General features: G+C 71.4%; 24 protein-coding genes. 6 read left to right on the forward strand and 18 right to left on the reverse strand.

Going from position 1 to position 23025, the window contains the following annotated elements; genetic code table 11:
- Positions 1-6: 6 nt before the first annotated feature.
- Entirely contained in the window at positions 7-390 is a 384-nt protein-coding gene (locus tag ACQEVI_RS15915) for a DUF1761 domain-containing protein (RefSeq protein ID WP_432900503.1), read from the forward strand.
- Positions 391-415: 25 nt separating this feature from the next.
- Positions 416-709 (forward strand): DUF1905 domain-containing protein, encoded by a 294-nt coding sequence (locus ACQEVI_RS15920; protein ID WP_432900505.1) that lies wholly within the window; start codon positions 416-418, stop codon positions 707-709.
- Positions 710-752: 43 nt separating this feature from the next.
- On the opposite strand, the gene ACQEVI_RS15925 is transcribed toward ACQEVI_RS15920, so the two are convergent.
- Together ACQEVI_RS15925 and ACQEVI_RS15930 are read right to left on the reverse strand one after the other, a co-directional pair.
- Positions 753-2027 carry an ATP-binding protein gene (locus ACQEVI_RS15925; protein ID WP_432900507.1) on the reverse strand — a complete coding sequence of 425 codons (1275 nt, stop codon included), beginning with the start codon at positions 2025-2027 and terminating at the stop codon, positions 753-755.
- A gap of 175 nt (positions 2028-2202) precedes the next feature.
- Positions 2203-2568, reverse strand: a complete 366-nt coding sequence (locus ACQEVI_RS15930) for a winged helix-turn-helix transcriptional regulator (RefSeq protein WP_432900509.1) — start codon at positions 2566-2568, stop codon at positions 2203-2205.
- 92 nt (positions 2569-2660) lie between these two features.
- On the opposite strand from ACQEVI_RS15930, the gene ACQEVI_RS15935 reads away from it, so the two are divergent.
- On the forward strand, positions 2661-3062 hold the full coding sequence (locus ACQEVI_RS15935) for a nuclear transport factor 2 family protein (protein ID WP_432900511.1): 402 nt from the start codon (positions 2661-2663) through the stop codon (positions 3060-3062).
- A gap of 14 nt (positions 3063-3076) precedes the next feature.
- Here ACQEVI_RS15935 and ACQEVI_RS15940 read toward each other — a convergent pair whose 3' ends face one another.
- The 10 genes from ACQEVI_RS15940 to ACQEVI_RS15985 form a co-directional block, all read right to left on the reverse strand.
- Positions 3077-3724 carry a LysE family translocator gene (locus ACQEVI_RS15940; RefSeq protein ID WP_432900513.1) on the reverse strand — a complete coding sequence of 216 codons (648 nt, stop codon included), beginning with the start codon at positions 3722-3724 and terminating at the stop codon, positions 3077-3079.
- Between the two features lie 21 nt (positions 3725-3745).
- Positions 3746-4888, reverse strand: coding sequence for a glycosyltransferase family 4 protein (locus ACQEVI_RS15945; protein ID WP_432900515.1), 1143 nt, complete (start codon positions 4886-4888; stop codon positions 3746-3748).
- Complete coding sequence (locus tag ACQEVI_RS15950; protein WP_432900517.1) at positions 4872-6554, reverse strand: polysaccharide biosynthesis tyrosine autokinase; 1683 nt, start codon at positions 6552-6554, stop codon at positions 4872-4874. The genes ACQEVI_RS15945 and ACQEVI_RS15950 overlap by 17 nt, the downstream gene beginning before the upstream one ends.
- 86 nt (positions 6555-6640) lie before the next feature.
- Positions 6641-7291, reverse strand: coding sequence for a low molecular weight phosphatase family protein (locus tag ACQEVI_RS15955; protein ID WP_432900519.1), 651 nt, complete (start codon positions 7289-7291; stop codon positions 6641-6643).
- Positions 7292-7385: 94 nt separating this feature from the next.
- A complete protein-coding gene (locus ACQEVI_RS15960) occupies positions 7386-8966 on the reverse strand; it encodes a sugar transferase (protein WP_432900520.1) in 1581 nt (526 codons plus the stop codon).
- Positions 8967-9197: 231 nt separating this feature from the next.
- On the reverse strand, positions 9198-9824 hold the full coding sequence (locus ACQEVI_RS15965; RefSeq protein ID WP_432900522.1) for an acyltransferase: 627 nt from the start codon (positions 9822-9824) through the stop codon (positions 9198-9200).
- A 14-nt stretch (positions 9825-9838) separates the two neighbouring features.
- The gene (locus ACQEVI_RS15970) at positions 9839-10135 is read right to left on the reverse strand and encodes an acyl carrier protein (RefSeq protein ID WP_432900524.1); all 297 of its coding nucleotides are present in this window, start codon (positions 10133-10135) and stop codon (positions 9839-9841) included.
- 37 nt (positions 10136-10172) lie between these two features.
- Positions 10173-11423: a pyridoxal-dependent decarboxylase, exosortase A system-associated gene (locus ACQEVI_RS15975; RefSeq protein ID WP_432900526.1), complete on the reverse strand. Its 1251-nt coding sequence runs from the start codon at positions 11421-11423 to the stop codon at positions 10173-10175.
- The gene (locus ACQEVI_RS15980) at positions 11420-13021 is read right to left on the reverse strand and encodes an acyl-CoA ligase (AMP-forming), exosortase A system-associated (RefSeq protein WP_432900528.1); all 1602 of its coding nucleotides are present in this window, start codon (positions 13019-13021) and stop codon (positions 11420-11422) included. The genes ACQEVI_RS15975 and ACQEVI_RS15980 overlap by 4 nt, the downstream gene beginning before the upstream one ends.
- A gap of 78 nt (positions 13022-13099) precedes the next feature.
- Positions 13100-13969, reverse strand: coding sequence for an N-acetyltransferase family protein (locus ACQEVI_RS15985; RefSeq protein WP_432900529.1), 870 nt, complete (start codon positions 13967-13969; stop codon positions 13100-13102).
- A 208-nt stretch (positions 13970-14177) separates the two neighbouring features.
- Here ACQEVI_RS15985 and ACQEVI_RS15990 point away from each other — a divergent pair, with 208 nt between their 5' ends.
- Positions 14178-15272, forward strand: a complete 1095-nt coding sequence (locus tag ACQEVI_RS15990) for a glycosyltransferase (RefSeq protein ID WP_432900531.1) — start codon at positions 14178-14180, stop codon at positions 15270-15272.
- Between the two features lie 32 nt (positions 15273-15304).
- A complete protein-coding gene (locus ACQEVI_RS15995; protein WP_432900532.1) occupies positions 15305-16375 on the forward strand; it encodes a hypothetical protein in 1071 nt (356 codons plus the stop codon).
- 18 nt (positions 16376-16393) lie between these two features.
- On the opposite strand, the gene ACQEVI_RS16000 is transcribed toward ACQEVI_RS15995, so the two are convergent.
- From ACQEVI_RS16000 to ACQEVI_RS16020, 5 genes are all read right to left on the reverse strand, one after another.
- Entirely contained in the window at positions 16394-17278 is an 885-nt protein-coding gene (locus tag ACQEVI_RS16000; protein WP_432900534.1) for a glycosyltransferase, read from the reverse strand.
- The gene (locus tag ACQEVI_RS16005; protein ID WP_432900536.1) at positions 17275-18174 is read right to left on the reverse strand and encodes a glycosyltransferase family 2 protein; all 900 of its coding nucleotides are present in this window, start codon (positions 18172-18174) and stop codon (positions 17275-17277) included. Before ACQEVI_RS16005 ends, ACQEVI_RS16000 begins: the two co-directional genes overlap by 4 nt.
- Positions 18174-18827: a polysaccharide deacetylase family protein gene (locus ACQEVI_RS16010; protein WP_432900537.1), complete on the reverse strand. Its 654-nt coding sequence runs from the start codon at positions 18825-18827 to the stop codon at positions 18174-18176. Before ACQEVI_RS16010 ends, ACQEVI_RS16005 begins: the two co-directional genes overlap by 1 nt.
- Before the next feature lie 83 nt (positions 18828-18910).
- Positions 18911-20224 (reverse strand): O-antigen ligase family protein, encoded by a 1314-nt coding sequence (locus ACQEVI_RS16015; RefSeq protein WP_432900539.1) that lies wholly within the window; start codon positions 20222-20224, stop codon positions 18911-18913.
- Positions 20221-20973 (reverse strand): hypothetical protein, encoded by a 753-nt coding sequence (locus tag ACQEVI_RS16020; RefSeq protein WP_432900541.1) that lies wholly within the window; start codon positions 20971-20973, stop codon positions 20221-20223. The genes ACQEVI_RS16015 and ACQEVI_RS16020 overlap by 4 nt, the downstream gene beginning before the upstream one ends.
- 139 nt (positions 20974-21112) lie before the next feature.
- On the opposite strand from ACQEVI_RS16020, the gene ACQEVI_RS16025 reads away from it, so the two are divergent.
- Positions 21113-21826, forward strand: coding sequence for a hypothetical protein (locus tag ACQEVI_RS16025; RefSeq protein ID WP_432900542.1), 714 nt, complete (start codon positions 21113-21115; stop codon positions 21824-21826).
- Here ACQEVI_RS16025 and ACQEVI_RS16030 read toward each other — a convergent pair.
- Positions 21744-22985 carry a rhamnosyltransferase WsaF family glycosyltransferase gene (locus ACQEVI_RS16030; protein WP_432900544.1) on the reverse strand — a complete coding sequence of 414 codons (1242 nt, stop codon included), beginning with the start codon at positions 22983-22985 and terminating at the stop codon, positions 21744-21746. The two genes, ACQEVI_RS16025 and ACQEVI_RS16030, sit on opposite strands and share 83 nt — an antisense overlap.
- Positions 22986-23025: the final 40 nt, after the last annotated feature.

Raw genomic sequence — 23025 nt, forward strand, 5'->3', positions numbered from 1 at the left:
ATCGTCATGATCTCTTGGGGTATCGCCGCCGCCGTCGCGGCGTTCGTGCTCAGTTCCGTCTACTACGTCGTCACCACTCCGCTCGAGCAGCGGGCGCTCGGCGACCGGGCCCCCGGCCGTGGCCGCCCGGCTCCCTGGAAGGCGGTGACCGAGCTGCTGCGGACCGCGGTGGTCGGCGCGGGCTTCGCCTGGATCGCCACGCAGAGCGACCTGCTGGCACTGCCCTCGACGCTGCTGCTGTCGCTCGTGCTGTGGGTGGCGTTCCCGGTCGTGCTGCTCACCGGCTCGATCATCTGGGAACGCGTGCCGTGGCAGACCGCGGCCATCCACGCAGGGGACTGGCTGCTCAAGCTCATGCTCGTGGCGCTCGCCATCGGGCTCATCCACTGATCCACTGATCCGAGGGAGTCCGACCATGTCCGAAGCCACCAGCGCGGGCCCGCTCGACCGCACCTTCACCGCGGTGCTGCTCCAGAGCGAGGCGAAGGGCGGCTGGACCTATCTCAAGCTCGACGGCTCTGCCGAGTACTTCGGCACGCGTGGCCTCGTCAAGGTCACCGGCACCGTCGACGGCGTCCCGTTCACCAGCTCCTTCATGGCGCTCGGCGACGGCACGCACAAGCTCCCCGTCGCCGCCGACCTGCGCCGCAAGATCGACAAGCAGGCCGGCGACACCGTCACGGTCCACCTGCTGCGGCGCTTGAACTGACGTCCGTCGAGGTACTGGGTCGGGACACCGCTTGGCTTGCTGCTCATGGTCCGAGCAGTGCGGCGGGTATGACGGCGATACCGTCCTCGCGCCGGAATGCGGCGGGGCCCGTCGTGATGACTGCCGCGTCGAGGAGATCGTCGCCGAGCTGATCGCGGAGCCATTTCAGATGCTTCACGTCGCCGTTGTCCGGCCTCGCGGCCAGCTTGACCTCGATCGCTACCACGCGCCCGTCAGGTCGTTCGACGATGAGGTCGATCTCGTGCTCTCCCTTCCTTGTGCGGAGGTGGCTGACGCGCGCGCCGTTGGCGTCGGCGTAAACCTGGACGCAGAGCGTCACGAGGCTTTCGAACAATGCGCCGACGAGAGGTGTCGAGCGTGGGAGAGGAACGCCTGAGGGGTCCGGCTGGTGGAGAAGCGCGTCGGCGTCGACGTTCAGAAGACGCGCGGCGAGGGCAGGGTCACAAAGGTGATGTTTCGGCGTGGCCGCCAGCGCTTTGAGCATGCTCCCGATCCCGGTCCAGGCAGGGACCTCTTCGATGAGCCACATGCGTTCAAGAGTCTCGCGGTATGACAACGTCGTGGATCGTGCGGGCTTGTTGGCCTCGCCCGCTGTCGCGGCGTCGGTGATCGATGCATAGTCCGCTGTTGTCGCTGATGCTGCGGCGAACGCGCGAAGCCATGCGCGCAACGTACGTGGGCGCCGGACGCTGTGTCCTGCCTCGGGGAAGTCTCGCTCGACGACGGCGTCCAGGTATCCGTCGAGCAGGTCGCCTCGGGACCGCTGCGCGGCGGCTCGTACGCCCGGTAGGCCTGATGCGATGATCTCGTCGACATACTTGGACAGGGGCATGGGCGACTCGCCGCTGACTCGGTCCTTCTCGCCCGTGAGAAGCGTCGCCAGCGATACGGTGGGCGCGGCCAGCCCGCGTTCGGCGAGCGACAGCGGGCGCATCCTGACTTGCACGATGCGCCCGGCTCCGGAGTGCATCGGTCTCTTCGCCGGCGTCGCCGATCCGGTCAGGATGAACGATCCCGGGGCGGCGCCACGGTCAACTGCCCGTCTTACCCGGTCCCACACGGGCGGGTGCATCTGCCACTCGTCGATCAGCAACGGACGCGGGCTTTCGTCAAGGCGTTCGGGATCACCTTTGATGAGGTCGAGCTCGAACTCATCGACGAGATCGATCACCGCCTTGGCTCGGCGCCGTGATGTCTCGGTCTTGCCCACGGCCTTCGGTCCTACGACCGCGACTGCGGGTACGTCTTCGAGCAAGCGGTCGAGGCGCTCGTCCAGGATTCTCGGGAGGTACTCCACGCCTCTACGCTACACATGTTCCGGTCTCTACGCTTCATTTGTACCGATCGCTACGCTACACATGTACCGATCGCTACGCTTCATCTGGACCGAGGCTTTCCCTCCCCGTGGCCCCGCGTCGGCCGCACTCGACGACGTCGTGTGATGTCGTCAGAGCGTGCTCAGCACCCTGTCGCTACGCCCGGTCGTAGCGGTCGCGCGCGACCAGCACCTCGGCGATGTGTGCCTCGGCCCACTGCCCGAGCGCGCTCAGCGGTGCCTGCAGCGTGTGCCCCAGCTCGGTCAGCTCGTACTCGACCCGCGGCGGGACCTCGGCGAACGCCTGCCGGCTGACCAGCCCGTCGCGTTCGAGGTCACGCAGCGTCTCGGTGAGGACCTTTCCGCTGATGCCCTCGACCGCGCTCTTCAGGTCCCCGAAGCGGGCCGGGCCCCGGCTCAGCACGATCACGATCATCGCCGTCCACTTGTTGGCGATCCGCGCCAGCGACGTGCGCGACGGGCAGGTCACGGAGAAGACGTTCCAGTCAGGTTCGTATGACATGGGTCACAGCACTCCGTTGGTTACGTTGAGGTGACTGGTTTCGAATAGTGACTATAGGCGGGAAGCCGGAACGCCGACAAAAGGAGAGTCTGATGACCGAGTCCAGCACCGCCGTGATCGCCCAGCAGTACTACGAGGCCATGTCCGTCGGCGACGTCCCGGCGGGGACCGCGCTCTTCGGCGCCGACATCGTCTGGCACCAGCCGGGCCGCAACCGCTTCTCCGGCGCGCACGACGGCGGGGCGGCCGTGGGCACGCTGCTCGGCGGGATGGGGGCCACGTCCGAGGGGACCTTCGAGCTGCGGTTCACCGGCGAGCCGATGGTCAACGGCGACCTGGCCGCGATCCCGGTCCACTTCTCCGGCAAGCGCGCGGACGTGGCGATGTCGATGTCGGGCGTCGACGTGCTCCGTGTCGAGGGCGACAAGATCGTTGAGATGTGGCTGTTCTCGGCCGACCAGGACGCCGAGGACGCCTTCTGGGGCGAGGCCTGATCGCTGAGCAGGTCCTAGGCCTTGACGACCGTGCCCTCCAGCGCGAGGCCGGTGCCGAGGCCGACCATGGCGACGCCGCCGGTGACGCTCAGGTGGTCGAGGCGCTGGGGGTTGCGGGAGAACCACGTGCGGGCCTGGCTCGCGACCAGGGCGAGGATCGAGTCCTGGCAGAGCGCCAGGATGCCGAACAGCAGCCCGAGGAACAGCAGCTGCGGGGTCGCCGGAGCGGCGTCGTTCATGAACTGCGGGAGGAACGCCGCGAAGAAGACGATGGTCTTCGGGTTGGTCGCGCCGACGACGAACCCGGCCCAGACCGCGCGCCACGGACTCACCGTGCGGGTCTTGTCGGGTGCGGCCAGGGCGAGGCGGGCGTCGGCACGGTGGCGGATCGCCTGGATGCCCAGGTAGATCACGTAGCCGGCGCCCACCAGCTTGAGCACCGTGTAGGCCGCGGCGGACGCCTCGACCAGCGCCCCCAGCCCGACCGCGACGAATGCCACCTGGACCAGCAGGCCCAGCGCGTTGCCGGTCACCGACAGGAGCGCGTCCCGGCGGCCGACCGTCAGGGCACGGCCGATCGCGAAGAGGACGCTGGGTCCCGGCAGCGCGATGAAGACTACGGACGCCGCGAGGAAGGCGAGCAACTGGGCGGTGGTCGGCATGGCGTCAGCGTAGCGACGAGATCATCGGCGGTCGCCGGATTTGTCGGCCGAACCCGCGGCGATGACCTCGCGCGCGAACATCCACGAGTCGGCCTCCAGCCGGGAGTCCTGATGCGGCAGGGAGGCGCACACGGTGCGTGCGTCGAGCGGCCTCGTCGCAGCCTCGGCGATGACCGCGGCGAGCAGATCGCCCACCGATTCGGCAGGGATGACGCCGTGCCCGTGGTGCCGCAGCCAGTCCGCTATGCCGGTCTCGTCGGTGGTCACCACGGTGCAGCCGTGCGCGAGCCCCTCGACGACGGGCAGGCCCACCTGTTCGCGCCATGCGACCTGGCGGCGGGACGGCAGCACCACCACAGAGGCCCTGCGCAGCTCCGCGTGCACGACGTCGCGCGGCGGGTCGGCGATGACGCGGACCCGGCTGTCCGCCCGCGCTGCCGCGTAGGCGTCGTCGAGCAGCGCGCCGCGCCCCACCACGGTGAGGACGGCGTCGGGCACGCGGTGACGCACCGTGGTCCAGGCGGCCAGCACCGAGTCGAACCCCTTGCGGGGCGAGAGGTCGCCCAGGAACAGCACGCGGCCGGGCGTCTTGTCGCCGTCGAGCAGGCAGTCGCACACGGCGGGCAGCGCCTCGATGGTGGTCCAGCGGAGGCTGTGGCGGCCCGCGATGCCGAAGACGCTGCCGTAGAGCTGGCGTGCGGTCTCCGTGCCGAACACGACCCGGTCGAGCCGGAGCCAGATCCAGCGCGCGAGGATCAGGTCCAGGCGCCTGCCCAGGCGCGGCCACCAGGCGGTCGGCCTCGGGAGCGCGCGCGGGTCGATGTTGCCTATCGCGTAGGCGACGATCCGGGTGCGGCGGCGTCGGACGAGGTCGCTCAGGAGCAGCGCGGCGAGGACGGCGGCTGACCTGCGCACGCTGTCGATGGCCGCCGGCTCGTTGATCTCGACGATCTCGTACCCGTTCCGCGCCACGAGCCATGCGCAGCGGAGGTCGCCGGCCTGCTGCGGGCGGACCTCCGCCACCAGCTCCTCGTCGAAGTCGTACCGGCTCTCCTGGTACAGGATGTCCGCCGGGGTCAGCGCGAGGGCCCGTTCGAGGTGGGCCGTGCGGAGTGTCTTGTAGACGCGCACGTCGCGCGTCCTGCCGTCACCCGGCTCGTTCATCGGCCGTCCCGAGATCGGCGACGACAGGGGGTATGGGCCGCGGCGAGGGACCAGGGGTCAGCCGTGCGCCCGGGCCGGGGATGCCGCCCGGCCCGTGAATGGTGTCCGCTCCAGGGACGCCCTCGGGAGCAGGGGTGACGCTCGCACGCGGAACGCTGCTCGGGCCCGGAACGCTGCTCGGGCCCGGGGCGATGCCCGGACCGGGGATGCCGCTCGGCAGCTTGCCGGCTCCGGGCACCGCGCTGATCGTGCCGGTGATCGGCGGCAGGTCGAGCGTCTCGTGGTGACTCCGTCCCGGCAGGAACCGCAGCTTCCGGCGCCGGTTGGTGCGGTAGCCGTAGTAGGAGCCGCCAGGGCCCGACCGGGGTGCGAACGCCAGGATGAAGCCGATCACCCGTGCCTCGACCCCGGCGAGCGCACGCAACGACTGGGTGAGCTGCTGGCGGCGCACGCGCCGGGCTCCGACCACCACGACCACGCCGTCGGCCATCGTGGACAGGACCGCGGCGTCCGAGACGGGGAGCAGCGGCGGCGCGTCGATGATGACGACGTCGTAGGCCGAGCGGGCCGCGGCGATCAGGTCCCGTGTGGCGTCCGATGCGACGAGCTGGTGCGGGTTCGGCGGGATGGGCCCGAGGGGCAGGACGTCGAGCGGGCCGGGGCCGTACCGCTGGACCAGATCGGTCATGGCGGACCGTCCGACCAGGGCGGTGGTGAGCCCCGCTGCGTCCTCCAGGCCGAGCACGGTGGCGATGGACGGGCGCCGCATGTCGCTGTCGATCAGCAGCACGCGGCTGCCGCTCTCCGCGAAGGTCGAGGCGAGGTTGATCGCCGTCGTGGACTTTCCCTCGCCAGGCACGCTCGAGGTCACCACGAGGACCCGGGCGGGCGTGGTCGCGTCCACGAACGACAGGTTCGTCTGAACGCGGCGGTAGGCCTCTGCCCGGGTGCTCAGCGGCTCATGGGTGGCCGGTACCCGGGCATCCTTGCGCTTGACCACGGGGATCGAGCCGAGCAGCGCCGTACCCTCCGACACCGTCTCCAGCTCCTGTGCCGACCGGATCCGCGTGTCCAGGACCGCCCAGAGCAGGACCAGCGCGACGCTGATCGCGAGGCCCCCCGCGCCGCCGGCTGCGGTCAGGAGGTTGGTCCGGGGTGCCGACGGGAACAGCGGAACCTCCGCCGACGAGACCATGGTCACCGCGATGGCCTGCTCGCCCGTCGGGGTAGCCGGCGACAGGTCGACGACCGTTGTCGAGAGCTGCTGCGCGACCGCGTTGGCGATCACCGCGGCGCGCCCGGGGTCGCCGTCGTCGACGTTGATCTCGATGATCGAGGTGTTCAGCGGCGAGTCGGCGGAGACAGCGGCGGCGAGGTCTCGGCCCGTGATGCCCGGACCGAGGTCTGCCGCGACGGGGTCGAGCACCACGGGCATGTCGGTCAGCGCGGCGTACGACTCGATCAGGTTCTTCACGTAGGTGGAGCCCTGCAGCAGGTCGCTGGTCGACTCACCGGTGTTCAGCGACACGTAGACCTTGGCTGTCGCGGTGTAGGACGGCGGCGTCGACCATGCCCAGCCGAACGCGGCGAGAGCCCCGACGAGCGCCGTGCAGACGATCACCGCCCAGCGTCGCCGCAGCACGTTCGCGTATTCGGCGAGTTCCACGTCCTGCCCCCTGTCTGTGTCTAATGGTCTGTCGTCAGATACTGGTACGGCCTGCAGTCCTCGCCCGGTTGTCCTGCGGCTGGTCGTCAGCTCGGCCACAGCCGGCTGAGGTGTGACGAGTGCCGCGGCTGGGCGAGCGGCTGCGCGCCGGAGCGCGGCTCAGGGGTGCTCAGGAGCCAGGGCTGCCGCCCGGTGCCGAGCACACCGCACACCGTGTTCGTCGCTGACCAGATCCGTTCGAACACGCGGCGAAAGGCCTTGTCGCCGCGTCCGTAGGGGTCCTCGATGTCGAGCGTGCGGTTCCACGCCGAGTGGTTCAGGCGCTCCAGGCTCACGAGCTCGGGTACCCGCGCCCACCGGGTCGCGTCGTCGGTCGCGGAGCGCGGGCCCGGCGACGTGCTGAGCACGTGCGCCAGCTCCAGCAGGGTGAACGTCCGCCGGACGGCCTCAGGGACGGCCCGCACCACCGCGGAGCGCTGGGCGCGCGTCATCGTGATGATGACGGTTGCGCCGCGGATCATCTCCGGAGTGAGCTGGCGCGCGATGAACTGGCCGCTGTCCAGCCCGCGCGACTGCAACAGGCTCGCCATGTGGGACTCGATGGGTTCGTCGGCGCGCGCCCGTATGCCCGCGCTGCTGACCTGGACGGTGCCGTCGGTGCGGGCTGTGAGCAGGCGCGCCAGGACCGGGGAACGGCAGATGTTCCCCGTGCACACCGTAAGGATTGTCGTAGCCATGTAGTGCCCAGCATGCCGTGGGCCTTTGTCCGGTAGTAGCCGAACGGCGTACTTTCACCCGAACGTCACCCATCCACCGTTCGATCAGGGGTTGTCAGTAGGCACCGCGGCCCGAGCTCACCGCGCGGACCGTCCGGGCGAGGATCAGCAGGTCGAGGAACGGGGTCCAGTTCTCCGCGTAGTAGACGTCGAGCCGCACCGCCTCGTCCCAGGGCAGGTCGGACCGGCCGGACACCTGCCACATCCCCGTCATGCCGGGCTTGACCAGGAGCCTGCGCCGCACGTGCTCCTCGTAGGTGGCTACCTCGCGCGGCAGAGCCGGTCGCGGCCCCACGAGACTCATGTGGCCGCACAGCACGTTGAAGAGCTGTGGCAGCTCGTCGAGCGAGTATCGGCGCAGGATCCCACCCACCCGGGTGATGCGCGGATCGGTGCGCAGCTTGAACAGCGGGCCCGCGGCGTCGTTCCCCTCGGCCAGCGCGGGCACCTCGCGGTCCGCGCCGACGCGCATCGTGCGGAACTTGACCATGCGGAAGGTCCTGCCGTCGCGCCCCACGCGCTCCGACAGGTAGAACAGCCCGCCCTTGCTGGTCAGCGATACCGCCAGCCCCACACCGACGAGCACCGGTAGGACGAGCAGCGTCAACAGGGCGGCGAGCACCCAGTCGGTGACCCGTTTCACGCGAAACCTGTGTCCGTCGAACTGGGGCGGCGCCACGTGCAGCAGCGACGTCCCGGGCGCTGGGGCGACCGTGACGCGGGCGGCTTCGACGTCGGCGAGCTCGGACGTGAGCATGAGGTCGACCCCCACCCGTTCGAGCTGCCAGCCGAGCCGTCGTACCACCTCGGTGGTGATCCGACCGGACGTGCTCACCGCCACGGCGCTCGCACGAACGAGAGCCGCGGCCTCCCCCACCCGGGACAGGTCGCCGAGGACCGGGACGCCACCCACCTCGTCCCCGGGAACGGTGTCACGGGTCCGCGTCCCGTCGGGTCGCATGCCGTCGTCGGACGTCTCGTCGGCAGCCAGGCAGGCGCCGACGACCACGAGTCCCTGCTCGGGCGAGTCGTTGAGCAGGCGGATCACCCGCTCGGCTTGCTCGCGATGCCCGACCACGAGGACGGAGGTCATGTAGCCGGCGCCGCGGCGCCGATTGCGCAGCACCCACTCCCGCCAGGCGTATCGGGACGCGATCAGCCCGGCGAGTCCCAGCGGGAACGCGACGGCGTGCACGAGAACGTCCCGCGCCTCGGCGAAGGCGGTGAGCCAGGCTACGAGGACGACCAGGCTCGCCGACGTCCAGGTCGCGCCGAGGACCCGTCGGTACTCGGTGAGGTCGCGGCCGATGATCCGCCGGTCGTACGAACCTTCCACGTCCAGTGCCGCGATCCAGATCGCGGCCACCAGGGCGGGAACGGCGGCCGCGCCGACCAGGCCCGGGTGGCCGGGGGAGCTGGTAGGCAGGGCGGCATCGAGTGCGAACGCGGCGATCGCCGCAGCGACCACGACCACCGCGTCCGTGATCCGGAGCCGTGTGCGGTAACGGGTCTGCCACAGAGGTGTCGCGAGCGACGAGCGAATGTCGTGAAACCCACGGGTCGTGTGGTTCCTGATCCGGAGATCGGCCACTGCCGGATGGATCTCGAATCCGCTGCCCAACGTTTGGCTTGCCACGCCGAATCCCCTCTTCCCTCGGCGGGAACCGCGCGTTGCAGAGCGCGTTTCCTGAGCACAATGTTAAGAGGGTAGAGGGGCGCTGACTTGCTTTTCTGACACGTTCACCCGAGGCTTCACCCGGCGCCCTGTTCGGGATGAGGAATGGGCGAAAAAATGAATCGTGGAAGGTGCTGGATGTTTTTCATCCACGACATTAACGCGGCATGAAAAGAATGTGTGACTCGGGTGTCACCCGCGAGGAGTGCCCGGCGACGCCTCGCTCAGCACGCCGTCCGCCTCGGTGAACTCGTCGCCGGTCGTGGGGCAGCGCCACCGGTCCGGACCGGTGCGTTCCAGGGGTACGCCGGCGCGCCCTACCCAGCGGATACGCCGGGCGGGTACCCCGGCCACGAGCGCGAAGTCCGGCACGTCGGAGGTCACCACGGCACCCGCGGCGACGGTCGCCCACCGGCCGACCGTCACCGGCGCCACGCACACCGCCCGGGCGCCGATGGCGGCACCCGTCCTGATCGTGACGCCTACCGCCTGCCAGTCGTCGCCGGTCTTGACCGCGCCGTCCGGGGTGACCGCCCGTGGGTACAGGTCGTTGGTCAGCACGGCCGCCGGGCCGATGAAGACGCCGTCCTCCAGCACCGCCGGCTCGTAGACGAGGGCGTAGTTCTGCAGCTTGCAGCCGTCGCCCATCCGCACGCCCGGGCCGACGTAGGCGCCACGCCCCACCGTGCAGCCGGCGCCGACGACGGCCTCCTCCCGGACCTGGGCGAGATGCCAGATGGTGGTGCCGGCGCCGATCGTCGCGCGCTCGTCGACGTCCGCGGACCTGTCCACCCGCACGGAGTCCCCGTAGCCGGTCATGGCCGACCCGCGGCTCATCGGGCCCGGTCGCGGACGAACGCGTGCAGGCTACCGGCGGTCTCCAGCAGCCCTCCCGTCAGCTCGTCGTCGTCGACGGTGATGCCGAACCGGTCCTCGAGCGCGGTCACGAGCTCGAGGACGGCCAGCGAGTCCAGCTCCGGCAGGGTGCCGAAGAGCGGCGTGCCGGCATCGAAGGAGCCGACCCGGTCCTCGATCCCGAGGGTGGTGCCGACCACGTCCAGCACGTCCACGAGGGATACCTCGTCGCCGGCCACGGTGCCGTCCGGGCTCTGTCGGGTGTCGCTGCTCATCGTTCTCTCCTGTCGGGGCGGTCAGATGTCGGGGCGGTCAGACCAGCACTTCGGCGGGTGCCGGGTGGCTGAGGAAGGCTGTAGGGCTCGCGGTGAGGCCGTAGGCGCCCGCCTGGAGCACCACGACCAGGTCGCCAGGCTCGGCGGGGGGCAGCGGGACGTCGTCCGCCAGGAGGTCGAGAGGCGTGCACAGGCAGCCGACGACGGTGGCCTGCTCCCGGTCCGTGGTGGCCATGCGGTTGCCGACGAGCACCGGGTAGTTGCGCCGGATCACCTGCCCGAGGTTGCCGGACGCGGCGAGCTGGTGATGCATCCCGCCGTCGACCACCAGGTAGGTCCGGCCCCGTGAGATCTTGCGGTCGACCACGCGGGTCACGTAGGAGCCCGCCTCGCCGACGAGATAACGGCCCAGCTCGATGTGGACGTCCGCCTGGGGGAGCGCCGGGGCGATCAGCTCGGCGACCACTGTCGCGAGGTTCTCGCCCACCCGGCCGAGGTCGACCGGGCGGTCCTTCGGGAAGTAGGGGATACCCAGCCCGCCACCCAGGTTCACGTAACGCACCGGGCCGGGCAGGTGGTCGGCGAGTGCGACGACGAGCTCGGCAGTGGCGCGCTGGGCATGGGCGATGAGCTCCGCGTCCAGGTTCTGCGACCCCGCGAAGATGTGGAACCCGGTCACGTCCACCCCGGTGGGCGTCAGGTAGCGGAGCAGGTGCGGAACCTGCTCGGCATCGACCCCGAACTGCTGCGGGCCACCGGACATGCGCATGCCCGAGCCCCGCACCGCGAAGTCCGGGTTGACCCGGACCGCGACCCGCGGGACGACGCCGAGCTCGTCACCCGCCGCGACGACGCGGCGCGCCTCGGTCTCCGACTCGAGCTCGATGAGCACGCCCGCGGCCACCGCGGACCGGATCTCCGCCGGCGTCTTGCCGGGGCCGGCGAAGCTGACGTGCCGCGGGTCCTTGCCGGTGTCCAGCGCGGTGTGCATCTCCCGGGTCGAGGCGACGTCGAGCGCGTCGACGAGCCCCGAGAGGTGCTGGACGACGGCGGGCATGGGGTTGGCCTTCACGGCGTACCCGAGGCGCACCACGCCGCCGAGCGCCGCCCGGATCTCGCTGACCCGTTCGGTGATGCGCTGCCGGTCGTAGGCGAAGAACGGTGTGGATCCGACACGCTCGGCCAGCAGGCTCAGCGGCACGCCGCCGACCGTGACCTCGTCACCCGATACCGGCACTGCCGCGACCGCCGGGTGCGGGGCGGCGACGGGCTCGTCGAGCGCGGTCATGCGGACGCCTCCGCCGTGACCTGGGCGCGGATCCCGGAGCGGTCCAGCTTGCCGTTGGGGTTCCGGGGCAGCGAGTCCGCCGGGCGGACCTCCGCGGGCAGCATGAACGTCGGGAGCGACTGCCGCATCTCCTTGAGCAGCCGGTCCGTGTCGACGGTCTCGGGGGCCGCCACGACGAGCACGATGCGCTGGCCCAGGCGGTCGTCGGGCATCCCGAGGGCCACGGCCTCACGCACCAGGCCGGTGCCGAGGGCGGCGTCCTCCACCTCGGTGGGGCTGACGCGGTACCCGGAGGTCTTGATCATCTCGTCGGCGCGGCCGACGAAGTAGAGGTACCCCTCGGCGTCCCGCACGACGGTGTCGCCGGACCACACCGCTGCTTCCGGGGCCGCGCGCCAGGGCTCGTCGTACCCGGGCACGGGGCGGAAACGGGCCGCCGTGCGCTCCGGGTCGTTCCAGTAGCCGAGAGCGACCAGGCTGCCTCGGTGCACCAGCTCGCCCGGCTCGTCGGCCGCGCACGGGGTGCCGTCCGGGCGCAGCACCAGGATCTCGGCATTGGGGATGGCCCGCCCGATCGAGTCGGGGCGCAGATCGACCTGCTCGGGGTCCAGGTACGTGGACCGGAACGCCTCGGTCAGCCCGTACATCAGGTACGGCGCGGCAGCGGGGAACAGGTCACGCAGCTCGCGCAGGAGCGTGGCCGGCATGTGCCCGCCCGTGTTGGCGAAGTACCGGAGCGTCCGCAGCGCGCGCGGCGGCCAGTCGACGGTCGCGAGCTGTGTCCACAGGGGCGGCACGCCGGTGATGCCGGTGACGCCGTGGCGCTCGCACGCGACGGCCACCCCGCGGGGCCGCAGGTAGTCGAGCAGGACCACGTGGGCGCCGACCGCGAACGCGGTGGTGAGCTGGCTGAGGCCCGCGTCGAAGCTCAGGGGCAGCACCGCGAGGAGCACGTCGTCGGCGGTGTTGTGCAGGTAGCCGGAGACGCTGGTCGCACCCACGAGCAGGTTGCGGTGCGACAGGACGACGCCCTTGGGCGCACCGGTGCTGCCGGACGTGTACAGGATCGCCGCGATGTCGGCGTCCGTCCCGGGCCGCGGTGCCTGCGGGAGCGTTGCGACGTCGGCGAGGTGGTCCTCGGTGCCCGGCGCCCAGCGGTGCACGGCGACCCCCGGCAGGCCCTCGGGGGTGGTACCGCCGTCGGGCTGGTCCACCAGCAGCACTGCCGTCAGACCGGTGCCGTCGAGCTGGTCACGTACGGCGGCGAGCCTGCCGGGCGAGGTGACCAGGATCCGGGCGCCCGAGTCGCGTACGACATGGGCCACCTGCTTGCCCTTGAGCAGCGGGTTGACCGGGACGAACACACCGCCAGCCACCGAGGTGCCCCAGAGCGCCGCCACCGTCTCGAATCGCTTCTCCAGGTAGACCGCGACGCGGTCGTGCCGTTCCACGCCGAGCCCGGCGAGCTGCGCGCCGGCCTGTCGCACGGCACGCCACAGCTGCTCGTACGTCAGGGTCGTGTCGGAGGAGGTGAGTGCGGCGGCCTCTGGCCGAATTCTTGCCTGTTGCTCCACGTGGTGGTGTAAGGCGGTAATCACAAAGATCACGGTACGGCGCTGGAAGTCCATTACGGATGGCGCGCAAGGGTGAATAGGTCCGTGAGCGGGGTGAAGAGGTCACCACGGAACCTGGGTCAGCTCGCTGTACAGGTACGTGACCGGCTCCGACGGCTCCCCGGCCCGGCTCAGGTACATCATCGGTCGCTGTGCGGACAGCCGTACGGAGTGCCACGGGCGAGTGCCGCACACCCGGGTCTGGACCAGGGTGAACGGCAGCCTGTGCGCGAGCAGGATGTGCCGGTACACCGCCGGCGCGACCGCGCGGAACACGTCACGGTCGCTCACGTGGAGGACCGAGGCGAACAGGCCGAGCCGCTTGCGCCGCACCCTGCGGAACACCACCCAGCACGGTCGCCCGTCGGCGACGGCCACGACATGCCGTGCCGCGGCGGAGTCCGCGTGGTCACGGTAGGCGGCCAGGTCGCCGCCCGTGAGGACGGCCTCGATGTCTGCCCGCTCGCTGAGCAGGCGAACACCGGGCCGTGTGGGCAGGGCGAGGTTGACGACCAGCGCGCCCGAGGTGTCCAGGCGGCGGAAACCGAGGCGCTCGTTCAGGGGTACCACGGTCCCGCTCGGGGAGAGGTCGGTGAGCTCGCGGTCACGCTGGGCGAGCATCGCGCGCACCAGCCGCAGCGAGTGCTGGCGAAACTCTTCCAGGACGCACCACGCGGCGAGGTTGCACACCGCCCGCCGCCGGTCGGGGTCTCCCGTCTCCGAGTAGATCCCCGCGTACACGCCGACGACCTGGCCGTCGGACTCGAGCAGGAACCCGTGGTCGGGGTGGCTCGTGGTCCACGTGGGGCGCAGCGACCGGGCCCATCGGTCGGGCGTCAGGGTGCTGTCCAGGTGCGCGCTGAGAAACTCGCCCACGCGAGGAAGATCATCCGGTGTGATCGGGACGAGCCCGACCTTGTTCGAATGTGTCACGCTCGCAGTATGGCCCCGGGAAATCGCGGTGACAGGCCGCGTGCGGGTGAAGTCACCGGGGCGGCCGGATTTCATCCAGAAGTTGCCCGCGACGTGCTGGCCGGTGCTTTTGTCACCCCTGTGTTCACCCGTCCGAGGGGTGCCTTTGTCGTGCGCCAGCCCTCACTATCGGGTGGTGGTCGTCAACGAACCGGCACATTCCTCCCGTGTGGCTCACGTGCTGCTGATCGCTCCGGCGTGCGACGGCGCGGACGTCGGCGAGTCGTGGCTCGCCCACCAGTGGGCACACCTGCTGTCGCAGCGGTTTCAGGTGACGCTCCTGTCGACGTACAAGAAGGGCCATGTGCCGCCGTCGCGGCAGCTCCCGGCGGTCCGGGTCGTGGAGTGGGCAGAGCCTCCGCTGGTGCACCGTGCGGAGCGGCTGAACAGCCTCCTCCAGCCTGCGTACGTGCCGTTCTACGCGCGAGCCCGGCGCTACGTCAGGGGACGGCTCGCGGCGGGAGACCGGTTCGACGTGGCGCACCAGGTCACGCCCGTGGCGATGCGCTACCCGTCACCCGTCGCCGGCCTGGGTATCCCTCTGGTCGTGGGGCCGGTCGGAGGCAGCCTCGAGTCTCCGCCTGCCTTCGCGCACGAGGAGGGCGCGACGCCCTGGTACCAGCGGCTCCGACGGCTGGACCGGCTCCGGCTCAGGCGGGATCCGCTCCTCCGCGCCACCTACGAGGACGCCGACTGCGTGGTGGGTATCGCCCCCTACGTGCGCGAGCTCCTGGGCGACCTGCGGCTTCGTCGGTTCGAGGAGCTCAGCGACGTGGCCGTCCACACCGTCCCGCCCCCGGAGGACCGGTCGGGTCGCTCCGGTCCGGTCCGGCTGCTGCACGTCGGGCGGATGGTGCGCACCAAGGGGGCCCGGGACGTGATCCGTGCCATGGCGCTGCTGCGCGACCTCCCGGTGGTGCTCGACGTGGTGGGGGACGGGGCCGACCGCGCCGCGTGTGCCGACCTGGTGCGTGACCTCGGGCTTGGGGACCGTGTGCTGATCCATGGCGGTCCGGGGGCGAACGTGTCCGACGCGTGCGCCGTCCGGGTGCCGGCCGAGTCACCGGAACAGCTCGCACGGGACGTGGCCACCGCGGTCCGCCGCCTGGTCGCGGAGCCGGACCTGCGGCTACGGATGGGCGCGGCGGCCCGCGAGCACGTGGTGGCGAACCACCTGTGGGACCGCAGGATCGAGCGTATGACGGACCTCTACGAGCAGATCGCCGTCCCGCGCACGACGGGCGCCGGCCAGGTTCCCGGATGAGCGAACAGGGCCGGCATGCCAGGATGGATCGCATGGGCACCCCGTCCTTGCTGTTGGCGCTCCGGTGGGTCGTCGGTGCGCTGGCCGCCGTCGTGCTCACGACGCTCGGTCCGGCACCTCTGCGGCCGCCGCCCGAGGTCTCCACCGCGCCCGTGACGCCGTCCGAGGCATCCGGCCCGTCCGCGACGCCACCTGAGGACCCGACCCCGTCCGCGATGCCGCCCGAGGACCCGTCCCCGTCCGCGACGCCGCCCGAGGCGGCAGGGCCCACGGCAGCCCCGACCCCCTCCCCGTCCGTCGGGGCGGCAGCGCCGGCCACGTTCCCGACGGCCGAGACCGCTGGGTTGCCCGCCGGGTGGTCGCCGCGGCGCACCCACACCGGGGACCTCTGGATCCGCAAGGCGGGGACGGTGGTCCAGGACCTGCGGATCACGGACGGGGTCATCTATGTCGCGGCGAAGGACGTCACGCTGCGCCGGGTGGACGCGGTCGGGGCCAAGGTCGTGAACGACGCCGGCGGCACCTGCGGGTCCGGCCTGGTGATCGAGGCGTCCCGGTTCGTCGCGGGGTCCGCGCCGACGAGCGACACCGACCTGCCGGTCATCGGGAACGGTGGGTTCACCGTGCGGGACGTGGTGATCGACGGTGTCCCGGAGGGGATCAGGGTCGGTGCCGAGCAGTGCGGCGACGTCGTCATCGAGCGCACGTTCGTCCGGATCACGCCGCCCGACGCCTGTCCGGACTGGCACGGCGACGGTATCCAGGGGTACGGCGGCGGCAGCGTGACCGTCCGGCAGACGCGGATCATCATGCACGAGCGGGAGGACTGCTACGGCACCGCGCCGTTCTTCTACCCGAGCGGCCAGGGCAACACGTCGCTGACCGTCGACGGGCTGCTCGTCGAGGGCGGTGGCTACCCGTTCCGCGCGGGCGCGCCCGGAACCGTGCGCGACCTGCAGGTGGTGCGGGACAGCTGGGGCCACGGACCGGTCGACGTCCTCTGCTCGGCCCTCACCACGTGGCAGGCGCACGTCGTGACGGTCAGCAAGGACGGGCGGACGGCTCGGGGTCCCGCTATCGAGTGCGGCGGCAGCGGGAGCTGAGCGCGCTGTCCGTCGCTCTCATCGAGCTCGGTCCGTCGCCCCTGCCCGAGAGCTCGCGTCCCGCTCCCAGGTGGTGAAGTCGCCTGCGCGGACAGCAGCACGGGCGCGGGCGCGTCCGGCGAGCACGACGCCGAGGAACACGGGGACCCGCGGCGCCAGGCCCGGCCGCTCCCGCACGAGCTGCCAGAGGTCGCCGAGCGTCGTGCGTGCCTCGGCCCCACGCAGGCCGGCGCGGTCCGCCTGGACGTTGCCGGTCGTCACCCGTGCACGACGGCGGACGAGGTCCCGCAGGGTGCGCGCCGGGTGCACCACGACGGCGACGTCCTGCACGACGACGCGCTCGGCCGGCGCGAACGCCTCGGAGAGCACCAGGTCGTCGGCCATCATCTCGGGCAGTGCCTCGACCCGGCGTGCACCGTTCTGGGACACGGCCAGGGCCCCGCGCCCGAACAGACCCGAACGCACGGTGGGCAGCGCTTCCCAGACGTCGTAGTACCACCGGGTGAGCACGGAGACCCCTGCCCGGGGCATGACCCGCCGTGGTGCCGCGACCGCCGCACGTCCGGGGCCCACCGCGGCCACGAGCCGGGCCAGGCCGTCCGCGGTGATCTCGACGTCGGCGTCGAGGTACACCCGCGGGAACGTGCGGGCCACCTGGTCGGCGGCGCGCAGCGCACGCGCCTTGGAGGGCTCCGGCAGGTCGAGCACGGTCACCGGGTACCGTGCGGCGACCTGCGCCGTCCCGTCGGTGCACCCGTTGCACGCGACCACCGTCTCGAACCGGCCGGGTTCTGCGCACAACGCGTCCAGGAGGCGGCCGATCGTGCGTTCCTCGTCATGGGCGGGAACGATGACGGACGCGACTGGTGACCCGGGCGCCCTCGCCTCCTCCGGAGCGCTCATCGGGGCAGCACCGCGTCACTCGCTCCGAGCACGGCCGGCCGCAGGGCCGGGCGCACGAGCGCCCGCAGCGTCGGCCAGGACGCGCGGTGGCCCAGGAGGCCGCGGCGGAGCTCCACGAGCAGGGTCAGCGCGTAGTACAGCCAGGCGGCTCTCGTGCCGCGGCGGCGCCGGATCAGGCGCACCCGGTTCAGCATCTGCATGGTGTGGGTCTCGTGGCTCGTGCCGGACCCGCCACCGATGTGCATGCCGCCCGCCGTCGGTGTGTAGACCGTGGCCCAGCCACGGTCCCGGGCCCGGAGCGCGAAGTCCGTCTCCTCTGAGTACAGGAAGTACGACTCGTCGAATCCGCCCATCGCGTCGAAGCACTCCCGGTCCACCAGCCAGATCGCACCGACCGCCCAGTCCACCGTGCGCTCGGTGGTGTAGGCCCGCGGGTCGTCGATCCGCTCCGCGAGCAGCGGCAGGCGGGTGAAGCTCAGCCCTCCGGCGCGTGCCACGGTCGGCGTACGCCGCAGCGTGGGAGACAGGCGCCCGTCGACCTCGCGCGTGCGGGGAGCCACGATGCCGACCCCCGGTCGGCGCAGCACGCTCAGCATCCGCGGCACCGCGTCGGCGTCGAGCTCCACGTCCGGGTTGAGCACCAGGATCGCCGCTGTCTCCGGCGCATGGCGCACCGCGCGGTTCATGCCTGCCCCGTAGCCGTCGTTCACGCTCTCGACGACCGTGCAGTCGCCCCGGCGTCGCAGCAGCGCCTGTGTCCCGTCGGTGGACCCGTTGTCGACGACCACCGTGGTGTACGGGACGTCGCCGAAGGCGTCGGGCAGGCCGTCCAGGAGAGCATCGACGTGCTCGGCGCTGTTGTAGGTCACGATGACCGCGGCGACCTCCGCCCCCATCAGCGCAGCCCCTTGACGAAGGTGCGTGCCGAGTCGGCGAACCGCGTGGTGCGTCGGTCGCCGTGCCGGAGCCAGCCGGCGACGTCGTCGGCCGTGTCGTGGGCGCGGAGGCTGAACCGGGCCTGTCGCCAGGTACCGGCCCGGGCCAGTGCCCGGTCGCTGGTGTAGACGTGGGTGTACTGCAGCCGCCGCAGCGCGGCCAGGGTCGTGCGGTCGTACCGGCCGAGCGGGCACGCCGCCGTGTCCACCGGCTCGTCCAGGATCTCCTCGAGTCGCCGGCGGGCGACCACGAGCTCCTCGTGCTGCTCCGCGCGACCCAGCCTGCGCCACACGCGGTGGTGCATGCCGTGCGACCCGACACCCATCCCGGCGAGGCGCAGCCGGCGCACGTCGTCGGCCGACAGGGAGCCCGAGTCCTCGAGCCGCCCCGCGATGACGAAGAACTCGGCGGCCAGCCCGCGCTCCTGCAGGTCCGGCAGCGCGACGGTGACGTCGGAGGAGTTGCCGTCGTCGAAGCTGATCCGCACGTCCGGACGATCGGCGACCAGGTCGAGGACCCGGCGGAACGTGCCGACGCCGATCCAGTAGGAGGCCTCCTCGGCCGGGACACCGGCTGGGGGCGTCCCGATACCGTGAAAGCAGAGATTGATCATTTGGTAATCGTGAACGAAGAAGTGCCGGCGCGAAACACGGATGGGGGTGAATGTCCGGGTGAATGGCGGACCGGCCGGCGTGACTATGTCTGGTCGTGCAGCGATCCGGTGAGACCGATCAGGAGAAAGAGAGCGCCCATCGTCATCGGAAACGCGAACGTGTCGAAGAAGAACAGGCTGACGAACCCGACGACGACCGACGCGATGAGGGCCAGCGCGAGGTCGTGGGACCTGGCGTCGGTGTCCACGCTGCGGGCGCGCGCCCGCACGAGTGCCCGGACCGCCGCCGCGCCGAGGCCGCAGAACAGAGCAGTGCCCACCACGCCGACGGTCACCAGGAGCAGCAGGTACTGGTTGTCGAAGATCCGGTAGGTGGGCAGGAAGGTGCCCAGCCCTCGCCCGAACAGGGGGTCTCGTGCGATGAAGTCGCCGGCCAGCGCGAACGATCCGGTCCGGGAGGCGACACTCGGGTCATCGGCGGCGCCGGTGAACAGGCCGAGGATCGACGCCAGCATCGCCGGTGCGACCACCAGTCCTACGGCTGTGCCCGCCGCGGTGACGCCGAGCATCACGCGGCGCCGCGATCCTCGCCAGCCGATGAGCAGGATCACGAGGCCGACGGCGGCGCCCACATAGGCGGACCGAGAACCCGATGCGGGCACCAGCGCGAGCGCTGCCGCAGCAGGGGCCCACCGCACCAGGGCCCGGCGCTCGGTGTGCTGGAAACCGACGTGCAGCGCCAGCGGCAACAGCATGGTGACCAGCACGCCGTACTCGATCGGGTGGGTCGCCGTGCCCTGCGGGCGGACGCGTCCGTTGCGTTCCCCGAGCTCGTACGGCGAGGTGAGGGTCAGCCCGGGCAGGGAGATCCGGTCCACGAACAGCTCACCGACGGCGAACTGGGCGAGCCCCAGCACGGCCAGGGCGCCGCCTGCGAGAGCCAGCCGCCACACCAGCACGTCGCGTCGGGCGGGGGATCCGATCCCGTCGTGCGCGAGGAGGAGCATGCCCGACCAGGCGAGCAGCGACAGGAGCCCGACGTCGGCGGGGCTGACCTCACCCGAGACGACGGGCCGCGACATGGCGATGACGTACGACACCCCGACGCCGAAGAGGAACAGGCCGAGCGCCACCCGGACCTGCCGGGGGCGGCTCAGCGACGGCCCGATCGCGCCGACACCGATGAGCACCCATAGCAGCAGGCTCACGAGGCCGAGCACCATCGACGGTGCACCCGCGCTGCCGAGCGGCCCGATGACCAGCTTCGACGGCACGGCGAACAGCAGGACGAGGTAGATCGAGAGCCAGGTGACGACGTCGAACGGCACGGCCCGCCCGAACGCGGACCGTGCCGGTGCGGCATGCCGGTGGGTCGCGGCGGGCCGGGCCCGCGTCACCAGGGCTCCGCGGTGGCCGCCCGGGCGGGTGTGTCGTCCCTCCGGCGGTCGCGGGAGTCGGGGGCGGGGTTGTTCCAGGGCGGGCCGCTGTCCGGTGTCTTGCTCGCCGGAGGTGTGAGGACGGGCGGCCCGGTGACCGGCCTCCGGCGCCGCAACCGGCTGCGCCGCATCCCGTCGGTCGCCACGGCGCCGACGATCGTCCCCACCAGCCCGACACCGGCGGCGGCGATGAGCATCCGCACCGTGCCGCTGGTGTCGGCCTCCGCCTGCTCGTCCTTGGCAAGGACGAGCGTCGACACGATGGCGTTCTCGGGCGCGTCGACCTCCTCCTGGAGCCGCCGCAGCTCGACGGGGATCGACGAGGTGAGCTGATCAAGGGTCTCGAGGGCGCGCTGCGGGGTCTCGTCCGTCACGTCGACGGCGATCACCGGCCCGCGCGTCGACTCCTCGATGGCCACGACGTACTCGGCGTCGGGGGATCCGGAGGTGAACTGGGCCTTGGCGCTGTCGCTCTCGTAGTAGGCGACCACCACGCGCGCCGGGAGGTCGAGACCACCGAGCGCCAGGAACGGGTTGCCGCCCTTACCGACGACCTGTTCGGAGGGCACCAGTAGGACCAGGGCGCGCGCGGTGTAGACGGGCGGCTCCGCGGCGGCGGCCCCCCAGACGAGAGCGGCGGTCGCCAGGAGCCCTGCGATCGACACCATCCACTGGCGACCCAAGGCTGCGATCAGGTCGAGGAATGACATTTGTTCACCCTTTCCGGGCGTATCACGCCACGCTCGACAAAGGTATCGTGCGAGAGCGAGCAAAGGAACGAGTGGCGGCATTCTGACCCGAATTTCACCCACTCCGGGAAATGGCGGAGAGAGAAATAGCGGAGATTCGATGAAGTTTTGGGATTTGGTACGTGCGGCGCTGCGGCGCTGGATCGTCCTGGTGGCGGGTGCGGTGACGACGCTCGGACTCATGTACTCCACGACGCTGGACGACGGCGTCTTCTGGAGCCGCACGCAGGTCGTGTTCCTCGCGCCGGTGAGCGCCGCGTACCCGAACTCTCTGCGTACCACCTCCGAGGACCTGATCATCACGGCGGGGGTGGTCGGCAAGACGGTCTCGGGACCGGACGCGGTCACGAAGTACGCCTCCCCGGACGCGACGCTCGTCGGTGAAGGGGTACGTGACGGCTGGTCGGTCCGCCTGCCCGACACGGGTGGCCAGTGGGCCCCCCACTTCGCCGAGCAGGTCCTGTACGTCGAGGTCGTCGCGCCCACCGCCGACCAGGTCACAGCGCGGCAGGGCGAGATCATCGCGCAGATCACCGAGGAGCTGGACCGCCTGCAGCGTGACGCCGGGGTGGCGCCCGTCAACGACATCACCGTGACGGTCGCCCCCGAGTCGACTGCGGTCCATCAGGTGAAGGGGTCGCGCGGCCGGAGCGTCGGGATGGCCGGCGTGCTCGGCGTCGCCGCCACGTTCACCGTCATAGCGATGCTCGAGAGTCGCGGGCGCCGACACGTCAGGCACGGTCACCGCGCCGCACCTCGTCCTCCACGATCTGCGCCACCAGTTCTTGCGTCAGATCCCAGGACCGGCCCATGACGCTCTCGGCGACCTGCGCCGCGTAGGTATCGGCGTCCGGCCGGTCGACGGCCGCCGCGAGCTCCACGGCGATGCCCTCCGCCGTCGGCTCCGCCCACCCGACGTGCGGGTTGGGCAGGTCCGCTCGGGACAGCGGGGAGTCGTTGACGACCGGCACGACGCCGGCGGCGAGCATCTCCTCGGCCACGAGCGAGATGTTGGTGAAGGACATCGCCAGCCCGGCCACGACGCGCCCGTACAGCTCGTTCAGCGCCGCCGGCGAGACGCTCCCGTGGTACGACACCGGGAACGGCAGTCCTGTCGGCCGTGACCCGTAGACGTGGATCTCCTGCTCCGGGTGCGTACGGTGAAAGCGCTCGAGCGCCAGGCGGGCCAGGAGATAACCGCGGCGGCCGACGTCCGGCTTGGCGTAGAGCACCACCCCGGACCGAGGAACCTTGACCTTCGGCGGGTGGTAGACGCGAGTGTCGCACCCGAACGGGACGACGTCGCTGTCCTGGCCCAGCTCGGACCGGAGGCAGCCGGCGACCATCTCGCCGAGCGCGATGCGGCGGAACGGGAACCGGTAGGTCATGGCAGCGAGTTCGTACTCCGAGCCGCGCGGGTAGAAGTACGGCTCGTAGTCCTGGATGAAGTACAGCCGGTGCACGGGCTCCGCCCCGTAGGAGAGCACGACGTGGGCCGACTCCCACGAGGACGCCACGACCGCGTCCACGCCGCTGATGCCGGCGCGTGCGTCCCGGACCTCTGCCCGCACCCCGGGCCAGCCGCGCCGCAGTTCCGCGGCGCGCTGGGTGATGTCGAGCCCGTGCCGGTCGTAGAGGTACACGACGCACCGGTGCCCGCGGGCCTCCAGCCCTTCGACCATCCGGAACAGCGTCGTGTGGCCGCCGGACCCGGCGGCCGGCGGGCTGGTCACCCAGCCGACCGTGAGCCCCGGGGAGCCCGGGCCCGCACCGCCCGCCGGGCGGGGCGCGGGCACCGGCAGCGAGGCAGGGACGTCGCCGACGACGTCGGCAGGGTCGAGGTGCAGGTCGAGCGCCCGGGCGCCTGTTGCGCGATAGACCCGCGCGGCCAGCCGCTGTGCCACCCCGCGCGGCCCGACGTCGCGGGCGCGGCGCAGCGTGGCAGTGGTCTGGGCGAAGCCGGATCCGGCCATGGGGTGCTCCTTCTCTCGGGTGGGACCTCGGGTGGCTTTC

The sequence above is a fragment of the Promicromonospora sp. CA-289599 genome, assembly GCF_050936155.1.
Lineage (GTDB): Bacteria > Actinomycetota > Actinomycetes > Actinomycetales > Cellulomonadaceae > Promicromonospora.

Bases quoted from the DNA above. Each gene is read 5' to 3' on its own strand.
- ACQEVI_RS15915 (WP_432900503.1), top strand. From the start codon at position 7: ATGATCTCTTGGGGTATCGCCGCCGCCGTCGCGGCGTTCGTGCTCAGT.
- ACQEVI_RS15920 (WP_432900505.1), top strand. From the start codon at position 416: ATGTCCGAAGCCACCAGCGCGGGCCCGCTCGACCGCACCTTCACCGCG.
- ACQEVI_RS15930 (WP_432900509.1), bottom strand. From the start codon at position 2,568: ATGTCATACGAACCTGACTGGAACGTCTTCTCCGTGACCTGCCCGTCG.
- ACQEVI_RS15935 (WP_432900511.1), top strand. From the start codon at position 2,661: ATGACCGAGTCCAGCACCGCCGTGATCGCCCAGCAGTACTACGAGGCC.
- ACQEVI_RS15940 (WP_432900513.1), bottom strand. From the start codon at position 3,724: ATGCCGACCACCGCCCAGTTGCTCGCCTTCCTCGCGGCGTCCGTAGTC.
- ACQEVI_RS15945 (WP_432900515.1), bottom strand. From the start codon at position 4,888: ATGAACGAGCCGGGTGACGGCAGGACGCGCGACGTGCGCGTCTACAAG.
- ACQEVI_RS15955 (WP_432900519.1), bottom strand. From the start codon at position 7,291: ATGGCTACGACAATCCTTACGGTGTGCACGGGGAACATCTGCCGTTCC.
- ACQEVI_RS15965 (WP_432900522.1), bottom strand. From the start codon at position 9,824: ATGACCGGCTACGGGGACTCCGTGCGGGTGGACAGGTCCGCGGACGTC.
- ACQEVI_RS15970 (WP_432900524.1), bottom strand. From the start codon at position 10,135: ATGAGCAGCGACACCCGACAGAGCCCGGACGGCACCGTGGCCGGCGAC.
- ACQEVI_RS15975 (WP_432900526.1), bottom strand. From the start codon at position 11,423: ATGACCGCGCTCGACGAGCCCGTCGCCGCCCCGCACCCGGCGGTCGCG.
- ACQEVI_RS15995 (WP_432900532.1), top strand. From the start codon at position 15,305: ATGGGCACCCCGTCCTTGCTGTTGGCGCTCCGGTGGGTCGTCGGTGCG.
- ACQEVI_RS16000 (WP_432900534.1), bottom strand. From the start codon at position 17,278: ATGAGCGCTCCGGAGGAGGCGAGGGCGCCCGGGTCACCAGTCGCGTCC.
- ACQEVI_RS16005 (WP_432900536.1), bottom strand. From the start codon at position 18,174: ATGGGGGCGGAGGTCGCCGCGGTCATCGTGACCTACAACAGCGCCGAG.
- ACQEVI_RS16010 (WP_432900537.1), bottom strand. From the start codon at position 18,827: ATGATCAATCTCTGCTTTCACGGTATCGGGACGCCCCCAGCCGGTGTC.
- ACQEVI_RS16020 (WP_432900541.1), bottom strand. From the start codon at position 20,973: ATGTCATTCCTCGACCTGATCGCAGCCTTGGGTCGCCAGTGGATGGTG.
- ACQEVI_RS16025 (WP_432900542.1), top strand. From the start codon at position 21,113: ATGAAGTTTTGGGATTTGGTACGTGCGGCGCTGCGGCGCTGGATCGTC.
- ACQEVI_RS16030 (WP_432900544.1), bottom strand. From the start codon at position 22,985: ATGGCCGGATCCGGCTTCGCCCAGACCACTGCCACGCTGCGCCGCGCC.